This is a genomic window from Streptomyces sp. NPDC111606 (assembly GCF_055656945.1).
Map to the genome: position 1 here is coordinate 282,601 of NZ_JBVKBY010000008.1, position 20,631 is coordinate 303,231.

General features: G+C 69.2%; 17 protein-coding genes. 9 read left to right on the top strand and 8 right to left on the bottom strand.

Annotated elements, in window-relative coordinates:
* Positions 1–110 precede the first annotated feature (110 nt).
* Genes ACZ7M7_RS28115 through ACZ7M7_RS28125 form a run of 3 tightly spaced genes read right to left on the bottom strand, consistent with a single transcriptional unit; the run spans position 111 to position 2,150 of the window.
* Complete coding sequence (locus tag ACZ7M7_RS28115) at positions 111–1,277, bottom strand: cystathionine gamma-lyase (RefSeq protein WP_472121389.1); 1,167 nt, start codon at positions 1,275–1,277, stop codon at positions 111–113.
* Complete coding sequence (locus ACZ7M7_RS28120) at positions 1,274–1,765, bottom strand: low molecular weight protein-tyrosine-phosphatase (protein WP_383608237.1); 492 nt, start codon at positions 1,763–1,765, stop codon at positions 1,274–1,276. The genes ACZ7M7_RS28115 and ACZ7M7_RS28120 overlap by 4 nt, the downstream gene beginning before the upstream one ends.
* 7 nt (positions 1,766–1,772) lie before the next feature.
* Positions 1,773–2,150 carry a phage holin family protein gene (locus tag ACZ7M7_RS28125; protein WP_472121392.1) on the bottom strand — a complete coding sequence of 126 codons (378 nt, stop codon included), beginning with the start codon at positions 2,148–2,150 and terminating at the stop codon, positions 1,773–1,775.
* A 60-nt stretch (positions 2,151–2,210) separates the two neighbouring features.
* On the opposite strand from ACZ7M7_RS28125, the gene ACZ7M7_RS28130 reads away from it, so the two are divergent.
* The 4 genes from ACZ7M7_RS28130 to ACZ7M7_RS28145 all read left to right on the top strand — a co-directional run bounded on the left by ACZ7M7_RS28130 (position 2,211) and on the right by ACZ7M7_RS28145 (position 4,501).
* Entirely contained in the window at positions 2,211–2,528 is a 318-nt protein-coding gene (locus tag ACZ7M7_RS28130) for a cupin domain-containing protein (protein WP_328426167.1), read from the top strand.
* A 160-nt stretch (positions 2,529–2,688) separates the two neighbouring features.
* The gene (locus ACZ7M7_RS28135; protein ID WP_133927993.1) at positions 2,689–2,901 is read left to right on the top strand and encodes a DUF5326 family protein; all 213 of its coding nucleotides are present in this window, start codon (positions 2,689–2,691) and stop codon (positions 2,899–2,901) included.
* Positions 2,902–3,104: 203 nt separating this feature from the next.
* Complete coding sequence (locus ACZ7M7_RS28140) at positions 3,105–3,965, top strand: IclR family transcriptional regulator (protein WP_472121395.1); 861 nt, start codon at positions 3,105–3,107, stop codon at positions 3,963–3,965.
* Between the two features lie 98 nt (positions 3,966–4,063).
* Positions 4,064–4,501, top strand: a complete 438-nt coding sequence (locus ACZ7M7_RS28145) for an SsgA family sporulation/cell division regulator (RefSeq protein WP_328426174.1) — start codon at positions 4,064–4,066, stop codon at positions 4,499–4,501.
* A 247-nt stretch (positions 4,502–4,748) separates the two neighbouring features.
* On the opposite strand, the gene ACZ7M7_RS28150 is transcribed toward ACZ7M7_RS28145, so the two are convergent.
* Positions 4,749–6,353 (bottom strand): YibE/F family protein, encoded by a 1,605-nt coding sequence (locus ACZ7M7_RS28150; protein ID WP_472121398.1) that lies wholly within the window; start codon positions 6,351–6,353, stop codon positions 4,749–4,751.
* Positions 6,354–6,843: 490 nt separating this feature from the next.
* Here ACZ7M7_RS28150 and thiC point away from each other — a divergent pair, with 490 nt between their 5' ends.
* Positions 6,844–8,628 (top strand): phosphomethylpyrimidine synthase ThiC, encoded by a 1,785-nt coding sequence (thiC, locus tag ACZ7M7_RS28155; protein ID WP_383628889.1) that lies wholly within the window; start codon positions 6,844–6,846, stop codon positions 8,626–8,628.
* A gap of 178 nt (positions 8,629–8,806) precedes the next feature.
* Here the strand turns inward: thiC and ACZ7M7_RS28160 are convergent, their stop codons facing one another.
* From ACZ7M7_RS28160 to ACZ7M7_RS28170, 3 genes are all read right to left on the bottom strand, one after another.
* A complete protein-coding gene (locus ACZ7M7_RS28160; RefSeq protein ID WP_383608225.1) occupies positions 8,807–9,676 on the bottom strand; it encodes a hypothetical protein in 870 nt (289 codons plus the stop codon).
* Between the two features lie 192 nt (positions 9,677–9,868).
* Entirely contained in the window at positions 9,869–10,945 is a 1,077-nt protein-coding gene (locus tag ACZ7M7_RS28165) for a metallophosphoesterase (RefSeq protein WP_383608223.1), read from the bottom strand.
* 306 nt (positions 10,946–11,251) lie between these two features.
* Positions 11,252–12,364, bottom strand: a complete 1,113-nt coding sequence (locus ACZ7M7_RS28170) for a LacI family DNA-binding transcriptional regulator (protein ID WP_383608221.1) — start codon at positions 12,362–12,364, stop codon at positions 11,252–11,254.
* Between the two features lie 452 nt (positions 12,365–12,816).
* Between ACZ7M7_RS28170 and hisC the strand changes: the two genes are divergently transcribed.
* The gene (gene hisC, locus ACZ7M7_RS28175; protein WP_383608219.1) at positions 12,817–13,896 is read left to right on the top strand and encodes a histidinol-phosphate transaminase; all 1,080 of its coding nucleotides are present in this window, start codon (positions 12,817–12,819) and stop codon (positions 13,894–13,896) included.
* Positions 13,897–13,912: 16 nt separating this feature from the next.
* Here hisC and ACZ7M7_RS28180 read toward each other — a convergent pair whose 3' ends face one another.
* Positions 13,913–14,305, bottom strand: a complete 393-nt coding sequence (locus tag ACZ7M7_RS28180; RefSeq protein WP_453821222.1) for a cyclophilin-like fold protein — start codon at positions 14,303–14,305, stop codon at positions 13,913–13,915.
* A 144-nt stretch (positions 14,306–14,449) separates the two neighbouring features.
* On the opposite strand from ACZ7M7_RS28180, the gene ACZ7M7_RS28185 reads away from it, so the two are divergent.
* The 3 genes from ACZ7M7_RS28185 (at position 14,450) to cydD (ending at position 20,568) form a co-directional block, all read left to right on the top strand.
* Complete coding sequence (locus ACZ7M7_RS28185; protein ID WP_383608215.1) at positions 14,450–15,958, top strand: cytochrome ubiquinol oxidase subunit I; 1,509 nt, start codon at positions 14,450–14,452, stop codon at positions 15,956–15,958.
* A 20-nt stretch (positions 15,959–15,978) separates the two neighbouring features.
* On the top strand, positions 15,979–16,998 hold the full coding sequence (cydB, locus tag ACZ7M7_RS28190; protein WP_472121402.1) for a cytochrome d ubiquinol oxidase subunit II: 1,020 nt from the start codon (positions 15,979–15,981) through the stop codon (positions 16,996–16,998).
* 63 nt (positions 16,999–17,061) lie between these two features.
* Positions 17,062–20,568 (top strand): thiol reductant ABC exporter subunit CydD, encoded by a 3,507-nt coding sequence (gene cydD, locus ACZ7M7_RS28195; RefSeq protein WP_472121405.1) that lies wholly within the window; start codon positions 17,062–17,064, stop codon positions 20,566–20,568.
* Positions 20,569–20,631: the final 63 nt, after the last annotated feature.

The following is a 20,631-nucleotide window of genomic DNA, read 5'->3' on the forward strand; positions in this document are numbered from 1 at the left end:
TCGCGCGGTTCTTCGCGCGCAGAACCGAGGGCGGTCCGAGCCACGAGGGGGGAGGCTCGGACCGCCCGTTCCACATGTCCGGGCTCCGACGCACGTACGGGCGGGCCCCGTCACCGGGCCGATTCGTCCAGCGCACGCAGCACATCCGCCACCAGATCCTCGGGATCCTCGGCGCCGACCGACATTCGGATGAAGCCCTCCGGCACGGCGTCGCCGCCCCAGCGCCCACGCCGTTCGGCCGTGGAGCGCACTCCGCCGAAGCTGGTCGCGTCGTCGACGAGGCGCAGCGCCTCCAGGAATCGCTCGGCACGCGCGCGCGTGGGCAGCGTGAAGGACACGACGCACCCGTAGCGCCGCATCTGCTGCGAAGCGATCTTGTGCGAGGGGTCGCGCGGCAGCCCGGGATAGCGCACCCCGAGCTCCTCCGGCCAGTTCTGCAGCGCCTCGGCGACGGCCAGGGCGGTGGAGTTCTGCCGCTCCACGCGCATCTGGAGCGTGGCGAGGGAACGGTGCGCGAGCCAGGCCTCCATGGGCCCCGGAATCGCCCCGACGATCTTGCGCCAGCGCCGTACGGCGGCCATGGCCTCGGCGCCGCGGCCGCTGACGTATCCCAGCAGGATGTCGCCATGTCCCGTCAGCTGCTTGGTGCCGCTGGCCACCGAGAAGTCGGCGCCGAGCTCCAGCGGGCGCTGACCGAGCGGCGTCGCGAGCGTGTTGTCGACGGCGACGAAGGCGCCACGCGCGTGTGCCGCTTCGACGAGCCGCCGGACGTCACACACGTCGAGGCCCGGGTTCGACGGGGTCTCGATCCACAGCAGCTTCGCGCCGTCCAGGACGCCGAGCTGGGCGTCCCCGCCGGTCGGTGCCGTGCGGACCTCGATGCCGAAGGCCTCCAACTGCGCGCGTGCCAGGGGCAGCGCCTGGTAGCCGTCGCTGGGCAGGACGACCGCGTCCCCGGCCCGCAGCTGGGAGAAGAGCACCGAGGAGGTGGCGGCCATGCCCGACGCGAAGACCAGCGTCTCGACGGCGTCCTCCCCCGGCGCCTCCAGGCCGCCGATGGCGCGTTCCAGATGGGTCCAGGTGGGGTTCTCGTCCCGGCCGTAGGTGTACGGGCCCGTGGGCTCGCCCGGCAGGTGGTAGTGGGCCGCGAACACGGGGCCGGGCAGGGTCGGCTCGTACGCGACCGGCTCGGGCAGTCCGGCCCGCACCGCGCGCGTGCCGTCTCCGTCGGAAGGCCGCCCCTCGGAAGGCGGTCCTTGAGGATCCGTGCTGCTCATACCGGCTGTCCCTCCACCTGTTCGCGGACCGCCGTGAGGAGGCCCGTACTTGCCGCCTCCACCATCTCAAGACATTCCTCGAAGCCGTCCATGGCCCCGTAGTACGGGTCGGGCACGTCGAGGTCGTCGCCGGCGGCGGGGTCGTAGGAGCGCAGCAGGCGCACCTTCGCCGCGTCCTCCGGTGAGGGCGCCAAGCGGCGCAGGGCCTTGAGGTGGCCGGTGTCGAGGGCGATGACGAGGTCCAGGCGCGCGAACCAGGACGGCTGGAACTGGCGGGCCGTGTGACCGCTGTCGTAGCCGTGCTCCTCGAGGACGGAGACGGTGCGCGGGTCGGCAGGGTCGCCCTCGTGCCAGCCGCCGGTGCCGGCGCTGTCGGTCTCGACCAGGCTGTCGAGCCCGGCCTCCGCCACGCGCGTGCGGAAGACCGACTCGGCCATCGGGGAGCGGCAGATGTTGCCGGTGCAGACGAAGCAGACGCGGTAGGTCATCGGATACTTAGTCCCCGTCGGGCAGAACGATGTTGAGCGCCCAGGAGACGATCGAGATGATCAGGCCACCGAGGACGGCCGTCCAGAAGCCCTCGACGTGGAAGCTCAGGTCGATATTGTCGGCGAGCCACGAGGTCAGCAGCAGCATCAGCGCGTTGACGATCAGGGTGAACAGGCCGAGCGTCAGGATGAGCAGCGGGAGGCTGAGAAGCTTCACGATCGGCTTGACGACGAAGTTCACCAGGCCGAAGATCAGCGCGACTATGAGCAGGGTGCCGATCTGCTTGCCAGTACTGTCGCCGGTGAGGGTGATCTTGTCTATCAGCCAGACGGCGACCGCCAGGGCACCCGCGTTGGCGATCGTCTTGACTACGAAATTCTTCATGTGTCTGATCGTGGCAGACGAGATCGGTCACGAGCACCGGGACAAGGGCGGACGAGAGCGATGAAGGCATTCCGGCTGGATGAACTGGAGGCGGAGCGCGCCGCCAACGAGGGCGCCTACCTGCAGTTTCTGCGGGAGCGGAACATGTCGGTCGGTCTGTACGCGCTCGACGCCGGTGCGCACGATCCACAGAAGCCGCACAACCAGGACGAGGTCTACTTCGTTGTGAGCGGCCGTGCTCAGATCACCGTCGGCATGGAGACCACACATGTGGCGCGCGGCAGCGTGGTGTACGTGCCGGCCGGGGTGGCCCACAAGTTCCACCACATCAGCGAGGACCTGAGGGTGCTCGTGGTGTTCTCTCCGCCCGCGAGCTGACCTTTGGCCTCGGGGTTCCCTAGGGGATCGATCAGGGGAGGACAAGGGCTGCGAGGCGTCCGCTCGGCGCCCGCCGGACCTAGCATCGAATGCAGGAATCAGCAGATTCGACGGATCAGGACCCGGCACAGTAACGGGCGGAGAGGTAAGGACGAGGGCGATGCGTGAGATCTTCGCAGGACTGCCGTGGTGGGTGAAGTGGATCGCGGTGCCGGTCATCGCACTGGTGGTGTTCGGTGGGCTGATAGCCAGCGTCGTGGGGTTCGTCATCGGACTGCTCTTCAAGGTGCTGGTCTTCGTGGCACTGGTCGGTGGACTCGTCTACGTCGTACGGAAGTTCACGTCGAGTTCCTCGTCGCGCAGCGACTGGTGAGGGCCATGGGGGCCGTGGGGACCGGTGGGCGGTAACAGGAATCGCCGGTTCCCTCGGGCGGGGGAAGTTTTCCGAGCAGGGCGTCTTCGAGCGGTGACGGGCCAATAGAGTCCGGAAATCGACGCGGGGACGACCCCGCGAGCGGCGTGCACCGCCCCGTGTTCCCCAGCACGGGCTCCCCTCTCGCGCTTCGGGAGTAACCCTTGGCCACGGTCGACACCGCACCCTCAGAACCTCAGGCACCCCTCGAACAGCCGCGCTCCTCCGTCCCCCAGGTCCCGCAGCAGGCCTCCCCGGCCTCCGCCGAGCAGTCGCAGTCCGCGACGCTCATCGGATCCGTCCAGCGCGCGATGCGCCTGCTGGAGTGTGTCGCCGAGCATGAGTACGGCGCCCCGGCCAAACAGCTCGCCCGTGAGGCGGGCCTGGCCCTGCCCACGGCCTACCACTTGCTGCGCACACTGGTGCACGAGGGCTATCTGCGCCGTGACAAAGGGCTGTTCTTCCTCGGCGAGGGAGCCGTACGGCTCAGCAGCAGCGCAGCAGCGCAGAAACGTCGCAGCACGGTTGTCGACGCGCTCGCTCAATGGCGTGACGCCATTGGTGTCCCGGTTTACTACGCCCAGTACCGCGACGGCGAGATCGAGGTCATGTGCGTCTCCGACACCCCGGGCAATCCGGCGGTCGAGGAGTGGGCCGACTTCAGGGAGACCGGCCACGCGCACGCCATCGGTCAGTGCCTGCTGTCCCAGCTCGACGAGGACGCTCGCCGCGATCACCTGGCCCGCCACCCCGTGGAGTCCATCACCCCCTACACCGTGCGCGATACCCGCACCCTGCTGCAACGTCTCGAACGGACCCGGCGGATGGATCCCGTGACCGAGCGTCAGGAGTACGCGCTGGGCACGGTGTGCGCTGCCATTCCCATCACGGTGGGCACCACGGCCGCGACGATGGCCATTTCGCTGCCCGCCCACCAGGCCGACCGGCTGCTGTCGGCGGTGCTGCAACTGCAGGAGGAGATCGGGCGGCTCCTGGGGTCACTCTCGATCTCTATCAGTATCTGAAAACTCACTCCTTGTGATCTCTCGTGTACGTTCAGCAAGATTCCACCAGTGTCGGGGTCCGTTCCCGGCCAGTCGACTGCAAACGACGGGGTAGGGCGATGCGCGAGTCCGTAGAGGCAGAGGTCATGATGAGCTTTCTCGTGTCCGAGGAGCTCTCCTTCCGCATCCCGGTGGAGTTGCGCTACGAGACCTGTGATCCCTATGCCGTGCGGCTTACCTTCCACCTGCCCGGCGACGCCCCCGTGACCTGGGCCTTCGGCCGGGAACTGCTGGTCGATGGGGTGGGCCGCCCGTGCGGGGAGGGAGATGTACGGGTCTCTCCAGCAGGTACCGAGACGTTGGGCGACGTTCTGATCCGGCTTCAGGTGGGTGCCGACCAGGCACTGTTCCGCTCCTCGGTGGCGCCTCTGGTGGCCTTTCTCGACCGCACCGACAAGCTGGTGCCGCTCGGTCAGGAGGGCGCGCTCGCCGACTTCGACGCCCACCTCGACGATGCCCTGGACCGCATCCTCGCGGAGGAGCAGAGCGCGGGCTGAGGCTCGTGGCTGTCAGGGGTGGCGTAACGCTTCGCCGGGCGCTCCCGGCGCGCATGGGAGGGCTTCCTTGCCGGGCTTGCTCCCCAAGACGCCGGATCTGCAAGGCCGGAGGCGCGAGGTCTCGGGTTCGGATTCGGCGCACGGGAGGCGCGCGGGCGGCGAACCGTGTTCGCCGCCCCTTGCACAGACGCGACGTCCCTGCTCCGCCGACGCCCCCCGCTTTCCCCGGTGTCACAGCTTTCCGATGTCACCGCTTCCGCCGACGCCCCCGCCCACCGCGCCCCAGAGCCGGCTGCGCGCCCGTCGAGATCGGCGCCCCGCCTGCCGGGACCGGCTGGGCACCCGTCGGCACCGCCCCCTTCTCCGGCCGGTCGGCCGAGACCACCAGGGCCGCGAGTGCCGTGGTGACGGGCACGGACGCGACCAGGCCGATGGAGCCCACCAGGGTGCGCACGATCTCCTCCGCCACCAGCTCACTGTTGGCGACCGTCCCCACGCCGCTCTGCGCGATCGAGAACAGCAGCAGCAGGGGCAGTGCGGCACCCGCGTACGCGAGGACGAGGGTGTTGACGACGGACGCGATGTGGTCGCGGCCGATGCGGATGCCCGCCCGGTACAACCCGCGCCAGCCCATCGTCGGGTTGGCCTCGTGCAGCTCCCAGACCGCGGACGTCTGGGTGACCGTCACATCGTCGAGGACACCGAGCGAACCGATGATGATGCCGGCCAGCAGCAGACCGCTCATGTCGATCGACGGATACAGCCCGTGGATGAGGCCGGTGTTGTCGTCGGTATTGCCGGTGAGCGCGGCCCAGTCGATGAACACCGAGCCGAGGATGCCGATCAGCAGCAGCGAGATCAGCGTGCCGAGAACCGCGACCGACGTTCTCGCCGAGAGGCCGTGGCATAGATAGAGGGCGATCAGCATGATCGCACTCGACCCCACCACCGCCACGACCAGCGGATTCGAGCCCTGCAGGATCGCCGGCAGGATGAAGAAGTTGAGAATAAGGAAACTGATGGCCAGCGAGATCAGCGCCATGAGGCCCCGCAACCGCCCGACGACCACGACGGCGATTGCGAAGATGGCGGCCAGCACGGTCAGCGGGAGGCGCCGGTTCACGTCGGTGACGGAGTACTGCAGGTCCTTGGGTGCGGAGGGCTCGTAGGCGACCACGACCTCCTGGCCCTCGTGCAACTGCCGTGACTGATCGGGCTGCACGATCTCCGTGAACGTACGGCCCTTGTCATTGCCGCTGTCGACGCGGATCGTCGCCTTCTTGCAGGTGCCGCTGTCCTGCTGCACGGCGGAGGAGCCCTCGGCGGTGGAGGTGTCGCCGGTCGGGGGCACCCCCGAGGCCCCCACTTCCTTGCAGCTCAGCTCAACCACCTTGGTGACCGTGGCCTGTTGCGTCTGCCGGTCGAAGCCGACCCCGGTGCGCTCGTGCGGCGGGGCACCGCCCGGCCACAGCACCGCCAGCCCCACCACCACCGCCGCGGCGAACGGGATCAGGACCGCCGCGATGACCTTGCGCAGATGCCGGGAGACGGGAGCAGCCGGCCCGTGGGCGTGACTGTGCCCGTGCCCGTGACCGTGCTCGCCACCGTCATCTCCGCCACGCCGGCCCCCGGACCCAGGACCATGCCCGCCTCCGGAGCCGGGACCGTGTCCATGTCCGCCTCCGGAGCCGGGTCCATGCCCATGACCGCCCCCGGGTCCAGGACCGTGCCCGCCACCCGGGCCGGGAACCGGCGCCTGCGAGCCGCCGGATTCGGGACCGCGCTCGTAAGAACCGCCGGGACCGGGACCGTGCCCCTGGCCGCCGCCGGCCCCGCTGCCGTGATTCTGCACCCCACCGGATCTGGGGCCGTGCTCGTGCCAGTCCCCGCCCCCAGTCGCATGATCGTCCTGGTCCCCGCCTCCGGGACCACGGCCGTAAGCACCGCCGTATCTCCCCCCGGGAACCACCGAACCCCGGCCGTCTGTACGGCCGTTGCTCCGCCCGGGGCCGATTCTGGGGCCGTTTCCGGAGCCGGAGCCGCGGGGCGGATCGGGCGGTGGGTACGGAGGTTCATGCGTCGTGGTCACCGCCCGATCATCGCAAGAACGATTGGGGCCCCCTGTTCACCGCGCCCGAATTGACGCTAGCGTGGTGCCACCTTTGTACACGCGGGAGCTCGGAGCACCGGGCTGAGAGGGCGCTGACCTCCGTCCCAGCGATGTTTCACATGAAACATCACTCATCGCGAGTGATGTTTCACACGAAACGTCGGCGGACGGATACCGCTGCGTCGACCGCCGAACCTGTTACCGGGTAATGCCGGCGTAGGGAGTAGGTCTCATGACCATCAAGGACGCGCGCACGCCTGCCTCCGTTCAGGACGAGAAGTCCGAGGAGGCCGGGAAGTCCATCGGCTGGCACAAGGCGTATGTCGAGGGTTCACGCCCCGATCTGCGGGTGCCGGTCCGCCAGGTGCACCTCACCAACGGGGAGTCGGTCACGCTGTACGACACCTCGGGCCCGTACACCGATCCGCTCGCCGATACCGACGTCCGCCGAGGGCTGTCCCCGCTGCGGGAGAACTGGATCATCGCCCGCGGCGACACCGCGGAGTACGCGGGCCGTCCCGTCCGTCCCGAGGACGACGGCATCAAGCACACCTCGCCGCGCGGCGGCCTGCGCAACCTCGACGCGGTCTTCCCCGGACGTCCGCGCCAGCCCCGTCGCAGCCGTGACGGCCAGGCCGTCACACAGCTCGCCTACGCACGCCGGGGTGAGATCACGCCCGAGATGGAGTACGTGGCCATCCGGGAAAACGTCTCTCCCGAGGTCGTCCGTGAGGAGATCGCCGCGGGCCGCGCGGTACTGCCGGCCAACGTGAACCACCCGGAGATCGAGCCGATGATCATCGGCAAGCGGTTCCTGGTGAAGGTCAACGCCAACATCGGCAACTCCGCGGTCACCTCCTCCATCGAGGAGGAGGTCGAGAAGATGACCTGGGCGACCCGCTGGGGCGCCGACACGGTCATGGACCTGTCGACCGGCCGCAACATCCACACCACCCGTGAGTGGGTGCTGCGCAACTCCCCCGTCCCCATCGGCACGGTGCCGCTCTATCAGGCGCTGGAGAAGGTCGACGGCCGGGCCGAGGAGCTGACCTGGGAGATCTACAAGGACACGGTCATCGAACAGGCCGAGCAGGGCGTGGACTACATGACGGTCCACGCGGGCGTGCGGCTGCCGTTCGTGCCGCTGACGGCCAACCGCAAGACCGGCATCGTCTCGCGCGGTGGCTCGATCATGGCGGCGTGGTGCCTGGCGCACCACAAGGAGAGCTTCCTGTACGAGAACTTCGAGGAGCTCTGCGAGATCCTCGCCGCCTATGACGTCACGTACTCGCTGGGCGACGGCCTGCGGCCCGGCTCGATCGCGGACGCCAACGACGAGGCGCAGTTCGCGGAGTTGAGGACGCTCGGGGAACTCAACACGATCGCCAAGCGTTTCAACGTACAGACCATGATCGAGGGCCCGGGACACGTCCCGATGCACAAGATCAAGGAGAACATCGACCTTCAGCAGGAGATCTGCGATGAAGCTCCGTTCTATACGCTCGGCCCGCTGACCACCGACGTCGCGCCGGCCTACGACCACATCACCTCCGGCATCGGTGCCGCGATGATCGCCTGGTGGGGCACGGCGATGCTCTGCTACGTCACGCCCAAGGAGCACCTGGGCCTGCCCAACCGGGACGACGTCAAGACCGGCGTCATCACCTACAAGATCGCCGCCCACGCGGCCGATCTCGCCAAGGGGCACCCCGGTGCGCAGGAGTGGGACGACGCGCTGTCCGACGCCCGATTCGAGTTCCGGTGGGAGGACCAGTTCAACCTGGCTCTCGACCCGGACACGGCACGGGAGTTCCACGACGAGACCCTTCCGGCCGAGCCTGCCAAGACGGCTCACTTCTGCTCCATGTGCGGGCCGAAGTTCTGCTCGATGAAGATCTCCCAGGACATCCGCCGCGCACATGGCGGGTCGAAGGAGGAGATCGAGGACGGCATGGCTCAGAAGTCGAAGGAGTTCGCCGCGGCGGGTAACCGGGTGTACCTGCCGCTCGCGGACTGACGTCGACGTCGTGCCCCGGGGCGCCGTGCCCCGGTGTCCGGCGGGCTGCCGTCGTGTCCGGCGTTGCTGCCCGGCTGTTCGGCTTGCGCCTCCCCGAGGAGGTCTCCCCGGGGGTTCCGTCGCCAAGGAGGGGCCCCGGGTGGGGGCTCTCCTGCGGCGGAGGGCGCAAGCCGAGGCGCTACTCCGGCTGGTGTTCCGGGCCTCCGAAGTCCGGGCTCGTGTAGTCCGGGCTGCTGAAGCTCGGCCGCGATCCCCGGGAGGCGCCGTCGTCCGGGCTGCTGAAACCCGGGCGGCCGTAGCCGAGGTTCGGGATGCGGCCGGCCGGTGTCGACGGTGGCGTGCGGTGCAGGGCCGATGCCGTGCCGGGGTCGGCGAGTGCCTCCCGCAGGAAGGGCAGGACGCCGCGCTCCAGCAGGGCCTCGCGCCAGGCTTCCCTGGCCCGGGCGACCTCCTCGCTCAGTTCGCCGTACGGCCCGCCGTCGAACGCCGGCCGGTTGCGCAGGGCTGTGAGCAGGAGACCGACGGCGGCCACCAGGATGGCGGCCGCTGCCATGGCGCCGAACACCCATCCGGTGGTGAGCATCGTCTGGGCGAACGCCGGCTCGGGATCGAACATCTTCAGGATGTAGCCGACGAGCAGGAAGATCGCCGCTGCGGTGCCGGCGAGGACGGGTGCCAGGACGGCGAGCACGGCTATGACGCCCGGGCCGGCTGTCTCGGCGACTTCTCCCATGGTCGTGGCGAGCCCCATCGCGCCCGAGCTCGACTCGGAGGAGCCGGACTCGCGGGTGGAGGAAGGGGTGGACGGCGCCGGTTGGCGCAGTTCCTCGCGGACCTTCACGTAGTGCTGGTACTCGGTCGCCGCGGCCGCCGTGATCAGAGCGGTGGCGTTGAGCGCCATGGTGCGCAGCTGTTCGGGGTTGAGCCGCTGACCGACAGCGGCCAGTTCCGGGCGGTGTGGGGCGGAGCGCAGCGCCTCATCGAGGATCCGCTCGTAATCCTGGCGGTCCTCGCTCAGCAGGTGCTGCGGAACGCTGTTCATGTGCATCCCCCGATGCTCCGTAGGGCTTGGGGCTCGCATGCCAACGAGCCGTCGGGCAGAAACGGAGGGGAGCCTGCTACGGATAAGCCGATGGTAGAGCGGTCACGGCACACGGTGACAGGGGGTTTGCCAAAATTGGGCCCTGGCCTGGGCCCTCTTCCGTCACTCCGCCATGTGCGACGCCTGCCCCGTGAACGGTCAGATATCCAGGGGAAGTTGCTGGACCAGCAGCTTTCCGGCCATGGTCACGCCGCCGTCCATCGCGATGGCGAGACCGTCGGCGTAGACGTGCGGCCCCTCGACCAGGGGCCCGGTGTCGTCCTCGCCCTCCTCGGAGCCCACCTCGCCCAGCAGGTACGGAATGGGGCTGTGACCGTGAACGATGCGGGTGCCGCCGTACGTATCGAGCAGGGAACGCACATGGTCGGCGCCGCCCTCGTCGCGGAAGGAGAAGCGCTTGGTGAACTTGCGGAAGAGATCCCAGACTTCGTCGGCGTCATTGCGCGTGATTGTCTCGCGGACGGTGTCGTTGACCGCCTCGATCGAGTCGCCGTAGTCGAGATAGGCGGTGGTGTCCGAGTGGACGAGCAGATGCCCGTCGACTTCTTCCATGGCGTCCAGGCGCGACATCCACTGCAGATGGTGGTCCTGGAGACGGTCCATGTCGGTCTTCTGGCCGCCGTTGAGCAGCCATGCAGCGTGGAAGGTGGCGGTGCCCGCGCCGGAGTTGACGGGGGTGTCGCCGAATCGCTTGGCGCCGAGGAGCAGCAGCTCGTGGTTGCCCATCAGGGCCTTGCAGTAGCCGCCGGCCGCGGCGGCCTCAGCGGACAGCCGCATCACGAGGTCGATGACGCCGATGCCGTCCGGGCCGCGGTCGGTGAAGTCACCGAGGAACCACAGCCGGGAGGTGCCCGCGGACCAGTTCCCCGCCGAGTCGATGAGGCCCTGCTCCTGGAGTGCGGCCATCAGCTCGTCGAGATAGCCGTGCACGTCGCCGACCACGAACAGCGGGCCGGCACCTGCCGTCGACTGCGGGACCGGCACGGTCTCGGGGTCGACGTGCACCTGGACCGTGTCGCCGCGATTGATCACGGGCAGGTCGCGCTGCGTGGGCGTGTACCCCTCCGGATACGTCTCGTCGAGGGGCGGGGCGACCTCGCCCGGGTGCATGCTGTGGACGTACGGACCGGTCTCGTGCACGTAAGCGGGCACCCGGAAGTCGCGCAACGTCGCCGTCCGCTCCATCTCGGGTCCCTGACCGGCCCCCTGAGTCATCAGACCCCTCCACCATCGCGCCGCAGCTGCACCGCATCGGACTGCCTGGTCGCAGCGGCCCGTGGGTGTCGTGGGCCCATCATAGGAATGCCGATCGCGCCATGTGATGACCCAGGGGTGGTGAATCGGAGCAGGACTCCTGTTCACTGCGGCTTTCGCCCCGATTGGCCCGGGCTTCGGCAGCTCGACGGCCGCGTTCCTGACGCCCCTCGAACTGCTCCTGAAGCCCCTCGCCCCGCTGCTGCGGCCCTTCGACCTGCCACTGCCGCTCCTGTTCGGCTTCTGTGGCAGGTCTTCGCCCGGTTTCTACCGGCCCTCGGGCGACCGGGGCGGGCTGACCGTCGTCCGCGGCGGGCGTCGCTGGGACGAGGTACGCACAATCAGTTCGGTCGGTATCACCTGCTCGACCGGCTGGTCCGACTCGACCCCCTCGATGGCGTCGATGAGGAGTTGGACCACGGCCGTGCCGATGCGCCGCGGCTTCAGGGAGAGCGTGGTGATCGGCGGCTCGGTGTTGGCATACACCGTGGATTCGCTGCAGCACACCAGAAGCAGGTCGTCCGGTACGCGCAGACCGTAGCGGCGGGCGGCGGCGAGCAGGTCGGTGCCGTTCGGGTCGAACAGTCCGTAGACCGCGTCGGGCCGGTCGGGGCGGGCGAGCAGCCGGTCGGCGGCGACGGCGCCCGCGCACGGGTCGTGCGCCGGATAGGACTCGTACACCGGGTCCTGGCCGACCCGCTCGCACCAGCGCAGATAGGCGGTGGTCGACAGATGGGTGTACGTGTCCGTCGTCGTGCCCGTCAGCAGTCCGATCCGACGGGCGCCCGCGTCGGCGAGGTGGTCGAGGATGCCCATCACGGCGGCCTCGTGGTCGTTGTCCACCCAGGCGGTGACCGGGAGCGAGCCGGCCGGGCGACCGTCGGAGACGACCGGCAGCCCCTGTCTGACCAGCTCGCTGACGACCGGGTCCTGGTCGGACGGGTCGATGACGACCGTGCCGTCCAGGGCGACGTTCGACCAGACGTCGTGACGTGAGGTCGCGGGGAGGATCACGAGGGCGTAGCCGCGGGCGAGCGCGGCCGAGGTGGCGGCGCGTGCCATCTCTGCGAAGTACGCGAACTCCGTGAAGGTGAAAGGTTCATCCCCGTATGTCGTCACGGTCAGGCCGATGAGTCCTGACTTGCCCGTACGGAGTGTGCGGGCGGCGGCCGACGGGCGGTAGCCCAGCCGGTCGGCGACCTCGCGGACATGGCGTCGGGTGGCGTCGGGGAGTCTGCCCTTGCCGTTGAGGGCGTCGGAGACGGTCGTGATGGAGACCCCCGCGGCGGCGGCCACGTCTCTGATACCCGCCCGGCCGGGTCGATTGCCTCGACGAGAGGTTTCCGCGCGGCTCACCTGGTGCTTCCCTGCTGCTGTCATGGCGAGCCGATAGTAGGGCTCATTCGGTGGGGTAGTGCGGACGCATATGCACGCGTTGACAGACACGTTTCTGCAAGGTCATCATGCGTCAATACCCTTTGAAAGCAAGGGAGTTGAACGATCCAATGGCAGGACGTGACTTGTCGGCGCGCATGGGCCTGCCAAGTGCCCGATGTTTCGAAGAGGTCTCAACTCACCTTCACGGGTGATGCGCGCCACGGAGTGAGCCACCGGCGCGTAGATATATGTGTGGCGCGCCCCCCAATTCGTACGCCTTCGTACGGCGATGCCCCTGATGCAGGTGTGACAGGAGGGATCAGCGGGCGGGCTCGCCTCTTCCGTACGCATCGACCCCTCCTCACCTGTACGCATCGGCGCGGAATCCTCATAAGGTGAGCAGTATTGGAGCCGGCGGTGGTGATGGGCCGCCGGTGGTCGCGAGGAGGACTGCGGTGAGCGAGACGAGCCCCAAGCTGCGCGCCGAGCTGGAGGGTATCCCCACCTACAAGCCGGGCAAGCCTGCCGCGGCCGGTGGCCCGGTGGCCTACAAGCTGTCCTCCAACGAGAACCCTTATCCGCCGCTGCCCGGCGTGATGGAGACCGTGACGGCCGCCGTCTCGTCCTTCAACCGCTACCCCGACATGATGTGCACGGGGCTGATGAACGAGCTGTCCGAGCGCTTCGGCGTCCCGCTCTCCCACCTGGCCACCGGTACCGGCTCGGTCGGCGTCGCCCAGCAGCTGATCCAGGCCACCGCCGGACCCGGCGACGAGGTCATCTACGCCTGGCGGTCCTTCGAGGCGTACCCGATCATCGTGCAGATCAGCGGCGCCACGTCCGTCAAGGTGCCGCTGACGCCGGGCGATGTGCACGACCTGGACGCGATGGCCGCCGCCATCACCGACCGCACCAGGCTGATTTTCGTCTGCAACCCCAACAACCCGACGGGCACGGTCGTGAGGCGGGCCGAGCTGGAGCGGTTCCTCGACCGGGTGCCCAGTGACGTCCTGGTGGTGCTGGACGAGGCATACCGTGAGTTCATCCGGGACCCCGAGGTGCCGGACGGGGTGGAGATCTACCGTGAGCGGCCGAACGTCTGTGTTCTGCGGACCTTCTCCAAGGCGTACGGCCTCGCCGGCCTCCGCGTCGGTTTCGCGATCGCCCAGGAGCCGGTCGCGGCGGCCCTGCGCAAGACGGCGGTGCCGTTCGGGGTGAGCCAGCTCGCGCAGGAGGCGGCGATCGCCTCGCTGCGTGCCGAGGACGAACTGATCGGCCGGGTCGGCTCGTTGGTGTGCGAGCGCAACCGCGTGGTCGCCGGACTGCGCGCTCAGGGCTGGACGGTGCCCGAGACTCAGGCCAACTTCGTGTGGCTGCGACTGGGGGAGCGCACGGTCGCCTTCGCTCAGGCGTGTGAGCAGGCGGGCGTGGTGATCCGGCCGTTCCCGGGTGAGGGTGTGCGGGTGACGGTCGGGGAGGACGAGGCGAACGACATCTTCCTGAAGGTGGCGGAAGGGTTCCGGAAGGAGCTTTAGCGCTCCGCGGGCACGGTCAGACGTCCACCAGCTCCACGCGCACGGGGTCGCCGTCGCGGACCGTCGCCAACAGACGGGGGTCGCCGTCGATGCGACCCAGCACGTTGCACGGGCTCGCGAGGCGGCACTCGTCGCCTCGCGATATCGGTGTGGGGCCGTAGGGGAGGGCGAGCGCGTCTCCGTCGGTCCAGAAGGCGACCGTGCCCGGCTCGACGACCTGCTGGGCGTCGGTTTCACGTGGAACGGCGACGCCGGTGTCGAAGTAGACCTCCTCTCCCCAAGTGCGGGCAGTGGAGGCGAGGGGCAGGGCCTTGGCGAGGGCCTGCGTGGTGGGAGTGTCGTCGAGGGTCGCGGTGAGGTGTCCCGCGGGCCAGGAGATCCGTATCTGTAGGGGCGTCGGTGTCTGCATGGCACCGATTCAACAATATGTTGAAGTGTGCGCCAAGGGGCTGATCTCAAGGAAGGACCCCCCCTTTGAGGGCAGGGATAGGCGTGCTGCATAATTGCTTGTGAATGTGAACGCTTTCACAAGCGGTAGGTAAGGAGCGGCGACGTGGACCTGGCTTTGGCGCCGGAGACTCTGGCGCGCTGGCAGTTCGGTATCACCACCGTCTACCACTTTCTGTTTGTTCCTCTGACGATCTCGCTGGCCGCTCTCACGGCCGGGCTGCAGACCGCATGGGTGCGCACGGAGAAGGAGAAGTACCTCAGAGCGACGAAGTTCTGGGGCAAGCTCTTCCTGATCAACATCGCGATGGGTGTCGTCACAGGCATCGTGCAGGAGTTCCAGTTCGGCATGAACTGGTCCGACTACTCCCGCTTCGTCGGCGACGTCTTCGGCGCCCCGCTCGCCTTCGAGGCCCTGATCGCCTTCTTCTTCGAGTCCACCTTCATCGGGCTGTGGATCTTCGGCTGGGACAAGCTCCCGAAGAAGATCCACCTGGCCTGTATGTGGATGGTGTCCATCGGCACGATCCTGTCGGCGTACTTCATCCTGGCGGCCAACTCCTGGATGCAGCACCCCGTGGGCTACCGGATCAACGAGGCGAAGGGGCGGGCCGAGCTCACCGACTTCTGGCTCGTGCTGACCCAGAACACCGCGCTCGCGCAGGCCTTCCACACCCTCTCGGCGGCCTTCCTGACCGGCGGCGCGTTCATGGTCGGCATCTCCGCCTTCCACCTGCTGCGCAAGAAGCACATCCGCGAGATGAAGACCTCGCTCAGGCTCGGCCTGGTCACCGTCGCCATCGGCGGCCTGCTCACCGCGATCAGCGGTGACACGCTCGGCAAGATCATGTACGAGCAGCAGCCGATGAAGATGGCCGCTGCAGAGGCGCTGTGGGACGGCGAGGAGCCGGCACCCTTCTCGATCTTCGCCATCGGCGATGTCGACAAGGGCCACAACAAGGTCGCCATAGAGATTCCCGGCCTGCTGTCCTTCCTGGCCAAGGACGACTTCACCTCGTACGTCCCCGGTATCAACGACGTCAACAAGGCCGAGCAGGAGAAGTACGGCCCCGGCGACTACCGGCCCAACATCCCCGTCGCCTACTGGGGCTTCCGGTGGATGATCGGCTTCGGCATGGCATCGTTCACCATCGGCCTGATCGGACTCTGGCTGACCCGCAAGAAGTTCATGCTGCCGCAGCACCTGAGGGTCGGTGACGACGAGGTGCCGCATCTGGTGCTGCTCCCGAAGAAGGCGCTCGGCCCGAAGCTGACCAAGTTGTACTGGCGCATCGCGATCTGGACGCTGGCCTTCCCGCTGATCGCCAACTCCTGGGGCTGGATCTTCACCGAGATGGGCCGTCAGCCGTGGGTCGTGTACGGCGTCCTGCGCACCCGGGACGCGGTCTCCCCCGGCGTCTCCCAGGGCGAGGTTCTCACCTCGATGATCGTCTTCACCGCGCTCTACGCCATCCTCGCCGTCGTCGAGGTCAAGCTGCTCGTGAAGTACGTGAAGGCCGGCCCTCCCGAGCTCACCGAGGCTGACCTGAACCCGCCCACGAAGATCGGCGGCGACGACCGTGACGCCGACAAGCCGATGGCCTTCTCGTACTAGGCCGAGGGAGCTGCACAGTCATGGAACTTCACGACGTCTGGTTCGTCCTGATCGCCGTCCTGTGGATCGGCTACTTCTTCCTGGAGGGCTTCGACTTCGGGGTTGGCGTCCTCACCAAGCTGCTGGCCCGCAACCGGCCCGAGCGGCGGGTGCTGATCAACACCATCGGGCCTGTCTGGGACGGCAACGAGGTGTGGCTGCTGTCGGCGGGCGGCGCCACGTTCGCCGCCTTCCCCGAGTGGTACGCCACGCTCTTCTCCGGCTTCTATCTGCCGCTGCTGCTGATCTTGGTCTGCCTGATCGTCCGGGGTGTCGCGTTCGAGTACCGGGCGAAGCGGCCCGAGGAGAACTGGCAACGCAACTGGGAGCAGGCCATCTTCTGGTGTTCGCTGCTCCCGGCCTTCCTGTGGGGTGTCGCCTTCGGCAACATCGTGCGGGGCGTGAAGCTCGACGAGAACCATGAGTACGTCGGCAACGCCCTGGACCTGCTCAACCCGTACGCGCTCGTCGGTGGCCTGGTGACGCTGACGCTGTTCACCTTCCACGGTGCGGTGTTCACCGCGCTCAAGACCGTCGGGGAGATCCGGGAGCGGGCGCGGAAGCTGGCCCTGTGGGTCGGTCTCGCCGCCGCCGTACTGGCGCTGATCTTCCTGCTCTGGACGCAGATCGAGAACGGCGACGGTCAGAGCCTGGTCGCCCTCGTCGTGGCCGTGGCGGCGCTGGTGGCGGCGCTGGTGGCGAACCAAGCGGGGCGCGAGGGATGGTCGTTCGCCTTTTCCGGCGTCACCATCGTGGCCGCTGTCGCGATGCTCTTCCTGACGCTCTTCCCGAACGTCATGCCGTCCTCGCTCAATGACGAGTGGAGCCTCACGGTCACCAACGCGTCGTCGAGCCCGTACACCCTGAAGATCATGACCTGGTGCGCGGTGATCGCCACGCCGGTCGTCATGCTCTACCAGGGCTGGACCTACTGGGTCTTCCGCAAGCGGATCGGCACGCAACACCTTGCCGCGGACGCCGCCGCGGGGGCCAAGCACTGAGTCCGCTGTGGCGGGGTGGTTCACGATGTTTCACGTGAAACACCCCGCCCTGGGCCGAAGGGCATGTTTCACGTGAAACCGATCGATCCGCGTCTCCTCCGATACGCCCGCGCCACTCGCCTCTTCCTGATTGCTGTCGTCGGCCTGGGCGTCGTCGGCGCCGTGCTGGTCATCGCACAGGCGATGCTCATCGCCGAGGCGGTGGTGGGGGCGTTCCAGCACGGCATGTCCGCCGCTGAACTGCGCACTCCCCTACTGCTGTTGGTGGCTGTGGCCGTGGGCCGCGCAGTGGTCGCATGGCTCACCGAACTCGCCGCTCACCGTGCCAGCGCGGCCGTGAAGTCGGAGCTGCGCGGGCGACTGCTGGAGCGGGCGACCGAGCTGGGGCCCGACTGGCTGAGCGGCCAGCGGACCGGATCGCTGGTCGCGCTCGCCACGCGCGGCGTCGATGCCCTCGACGACTACTTCTCGCGCTATCTGCCGCAGCTGGGGCTCGCGGTGGTCGTGCCGATCGCGGTGCTGGTGCGGATCGTGACCGAGGACTGGGTGTCCGCGGCCATCATCGTCGGCACCCTGCCGCTGATCCCGATCTTCATGATGCTGATCGGCTGGGCCACGCAGTCCCGGATGGACCGTCAGTGGCGGATGCTGTCCCGGCTGTCCGGGCACTTCCTGGACGTCGTGGCCGGCCTGCCGACCCTGAAGGTGTTCGGGCGCGCCAAGGCGCAGGCCGAGTCGATCCGGCGTATCACCGATGAATACCGCCGGGCGACCATGCGGACCCTGCGGATCGCCTTCATCTCCTCCTTCGCGCTGGAGCTGCTCTCGACTCTCTCGGTGGCCCTGGTCGCGGTGACGATCGGCATGCGCCTCGTCCACGGCGACATGCATCTGTACGACGGCCTGGTCATCCTCGTGCTGGCACCCGAGGCCTACCTGCCGCTGCGTCAGGTGGGAGCGCAGTATCACGCGGCGGCCGAGGGCCTGTCCGCGGCCGAGGAGATCTTCGAGGTGCTGGAGACGCCGGCGCCGGCGTCGGGAAACGCGGCGGTGCCGACGGGGGCGATGTCGTTCGAGGGCGTCTCGGTCCGCTACTCAGGACGGTGCTCCGACGCGGTGTCGGACGTGTCCTTCGCCGTCGAGCCCGGGGAGACGGTCGCGCTCGTCGGGCCCAGCGGCGCGGGCAAGTCGACGCTGCTGAACGCCCTGTTGGGGTTCGTGCGGCCGACCGAGGGGCGGATCCTGGTCGGGGGAGCGGATCTTGCCGAACTCGATCTGGAGGGATGGCGCTCACGGATCGCCTGGGTGCCGCAGCGGCCGCATCTGTACGCCGGAACGATCGCCGAGAACGTACGGCTGGCGCGTCCCGAGGCGAACGACGCCGACGTGCGGCAGGCGCTGGGACATGCCGGGGCGCTGGAGTTCGTGGACGCGCTGCCCCTGGGTGTCGACGCCGTGCTGGGCGAGGACGGGGTCGGGCTGTCCGCGGGGCAGCGGCAGCGGCTCGCGCTGGCCAGGGCGTTCCTGGCGGACCGGCCTGTCCTGCTGCTCGACGAGCCGACGGCCGCGCTCGACGGGGCCACCGAGGCCGAGGTCGTGGAGGCCGTGCGGAGGCTGGCAGTGGGGCGGACGGTGCTGCTGGTGGTGCATCGGCCGGCATTGCTGGGGGTGGCGGACCGGGTGGTGCGGCTGGCGGAGGCCGTGGCGCCGGTGCCGGTGGAGCCCTTGCCCAAGGCGTCCGTTGACCGTTCGATCGAGCAGGACCCGCACGGTGGTCCCGTGTCCGAGGACGCCGGGACCGTGCCGCTCACCGCAGGCACACGCGGTGTGCTGACCCGCGTCCGCGCCATGTCCGGCCCCCGGCGCGGTCGTCTCGTCCTCGCGCTGGTGCTCGGCAGCCTCGCGCTCGGCAGCGCCGTAGGGCTCATGGCGACCTCCGGATGGCTCATCTCGCGGGCCTCGCAGCAGCCGCCCGTGCTGTATCTGATGGTGGCCGTGACGGCGACGCGCGCCTTCGGTATCGGGCGGGCCGTGTTCCGGTACGCCGAGCGGCTGGTGTCGCACGATGCCGTGCTGCGGATGCTGGCCGACACCCGGGTCGCCGTGTACCGGCGGCTGGAGCGGCTGGCGCCCGCCGGGCTGCGACGCACGCGTCGGGGCGACCTGCTGTCGAGGCTCGTCGCGGATGTGGACGCGCTGCAGGACTACTGGCTGCGGTGGCTGCTGCCCGCCGCTGCCGCGACCGTCGTGTCCGCCGGGGCCGTCGGCTTCACGGCCTGGCTGCTGCCCGAGGCCGGTGCCGTGCTCGCGGCCGGGCTCCTCGCGGCCGGAGCCGGAGTCCCGCTCCTGACCGGTGCCGTCGCCCGACGCGCCGAGCGGCGGCTGGCGCCGGCCCGCGGAGAGCTCGCGACACGTGTGACGGACCTGCTCAGCGGCACCGCAGAGCTGACCGTCGCCGGCGCCCTGCCAGGCCGTGAGGCAGAAGTGCGTCGGGCCGACGGGACGCTGACCCGGATCGCCTCGCGCGCCGCCTCCGCGACCGCGCTCGGCGACGGGCTCACCGCGCTGATCTGCGGGCTCACCGTCGCCGCCACCACCCTCGTGGGCGCCCAAGGGGTCGCCGACGGGCGGCTGGGCGGCGTGACGATGGCCGTCGTCGTCCTCACCCCGCTGGCCGCCTTCGAGGCCGTCCTGGGGCTGCCGCTCGCCGTGCAGTACCGCCAGCGGGTGCGCAAGAGCGCCGAGCGCGTGTACGAGGTGCTGGACGCTCCGGAGCCCGTACGGGAACCCGTTCGGCCCCGGCAGGCGCCCGCATCGCCCTTCCCGGTCGCCGTCAAGGGCCTGACCGCCCGTCACGCCGGGCAGGACCGGGACGCGCTCGCCGGACTCGACCTGACCCTGGAGCAGGGCCGCCGGATCGCTGTGGTCGGCCCGTCCGGGTCCGGCAAGACGACGCTGGCGCAGGTGCTGCTGCGCTTCCTGGACGCCGACGCGGGTTCCTACACGCTGGGCGGCGTGGACGCGCACGCGCTGGACGGTGACGACGTACGGCGTCTCGTCGGACTCTGCGCGCAGGACGCGCACCTCTTCGACAGCTCCGTGCGCGAGAACCTGCTCCTCGCCAGGAAGGACGCCACCGAGGCCGAACTGCGTGACGCCCTGCACCGCGCCCGGCTGCTCGACTGGGCCGACGGCCTGCCCGACGGGTTGGACACGCTCGTGGGTGAGCACGGGGCGCGGCTGTCGGGCGGTCAGCGGCAGCGGCTCGCGCTGGCCCGCGCACTGCTCGCCGACTTCCCCGTCCTCGTCCTGGACGAGCCCGCCGAGCATCTGGACCTGCCGACCGCCGACGCCCTCACCGCCGACCTGCTGGCCGCCACCGAGGGCCGTACGACCCTGCTCATCACGCACCGACTCGCCGGGCTGGAGGCCGTGGACGAGGTGGTCGTCCTGGACGAGGGGCGGGTGGCACAGCGGGGCACGTTCGCGGAGCTGGCCGCTGTGGACGGGCCGCTGCGGGGGATGGTGGAGCGGGAGGAGCAGGCGGATCTGCTGGTGGGGGCGCCGTAGCGGGCGACCGGCCGGTTGCCGTGGGCCTTGCCGTCCGGCAGCCACCCGTCGGCGGACGGCGTG

Bases quoted from the DNA above. Each gene is read 5' to 3' on its own strand.
- ACZ7M7_RS28160 (WP_383608225.1), bottom strand. From the start codon at position 9,676: ATGCACATGAACAGCGTTCCGCAGCACCTGCTGAGCGAGGACCGCCAG.
- ACZ7M7_RS28170 (WP_383608221.1), bottom strand. From the start codon at position 12,364: ATGACAGCAGCAGGGAAGCACCAGGTGAGCCGCGCGGAAACCTCTCGT.
- ACZ7M7_RS28180 (WP_453821222.1), bottom strand. From the start codon at position 14,305: ATGCAGACACCGACGCCCCTACAGATACGGATCTCCTGGCCCGCGGGA.
- ACZ7M7_RS28125 (WP_472121392.1), bottom strand. From the start codon at position 2,150: ATGAAGAATTTCGTAGTCAAGACGATCGCCAACGCGGGTGCCCTGGCG.
- ACZ7M7_RS28115 (WP_472121389.1), bottom strand. From the start codon at position 1,277: ATGAGCAGCACGGATCCTCAAGGACCGCCTTCCGAGGGGCGGCCTTCC.
- ACZ7M7_RS28135 (WP_133927993.1), top strand. From the start codon at position 2,689: ATGCGTGAGATCTTCGCAGGACTGCCGTGGTGGGTGAAGTGGATCGCG.
- ACZ7M7_RS28130 (WP_328426167.1), top strand. From the start codon at position 2,211: ATGAAGGCATTCCGGCTGGATGAACTGGAGGCGGAGCGCGCCGCCAAC.
- ACZ7M7_RS28165 (WP_383608223.1), bottom strand. From the start codon at position 10,945: ATGACTCAGGGGGCCGGTCAGGGACCCGAGATGGAGCGGACGGCGACG.
- cydB (WP_472121402.1), top strand. From the start codon at position 15,979: ATGGAACTTCACGACGTCTGGTTCGTCCTGATCGCCGTCCTGTGGATC.
- cydD (WP_472121405.1), top strand. From the start codon at position 17,062: ATGTTTCACGTGAAACCGATCGATCCGCGTCTCCTCCGATACGCCCGC.
- ACZ7M7_RS28145 (WP_328426174.1), top strand. From the start codon at position 4,064: ATGCGCGAGTCCGTAGAGGCAGAGGTCATGATGAGCTTTCTCGTGTCC.
- thiC (WP_383628889.1), top strand. From the start codon at position 6,844: ATGACCATCAAGGACGCGCGCACGCCTGCCTCCGTTCAGGACGAGAAG.
- ACZ7M7_RS28120 (WP_383608237.1), bottom strand. From the start codon at position 1,765: ATGACCTACCGCGTCTGCTTCGTCTGCACCGGCAACATCTGCCGCTCC.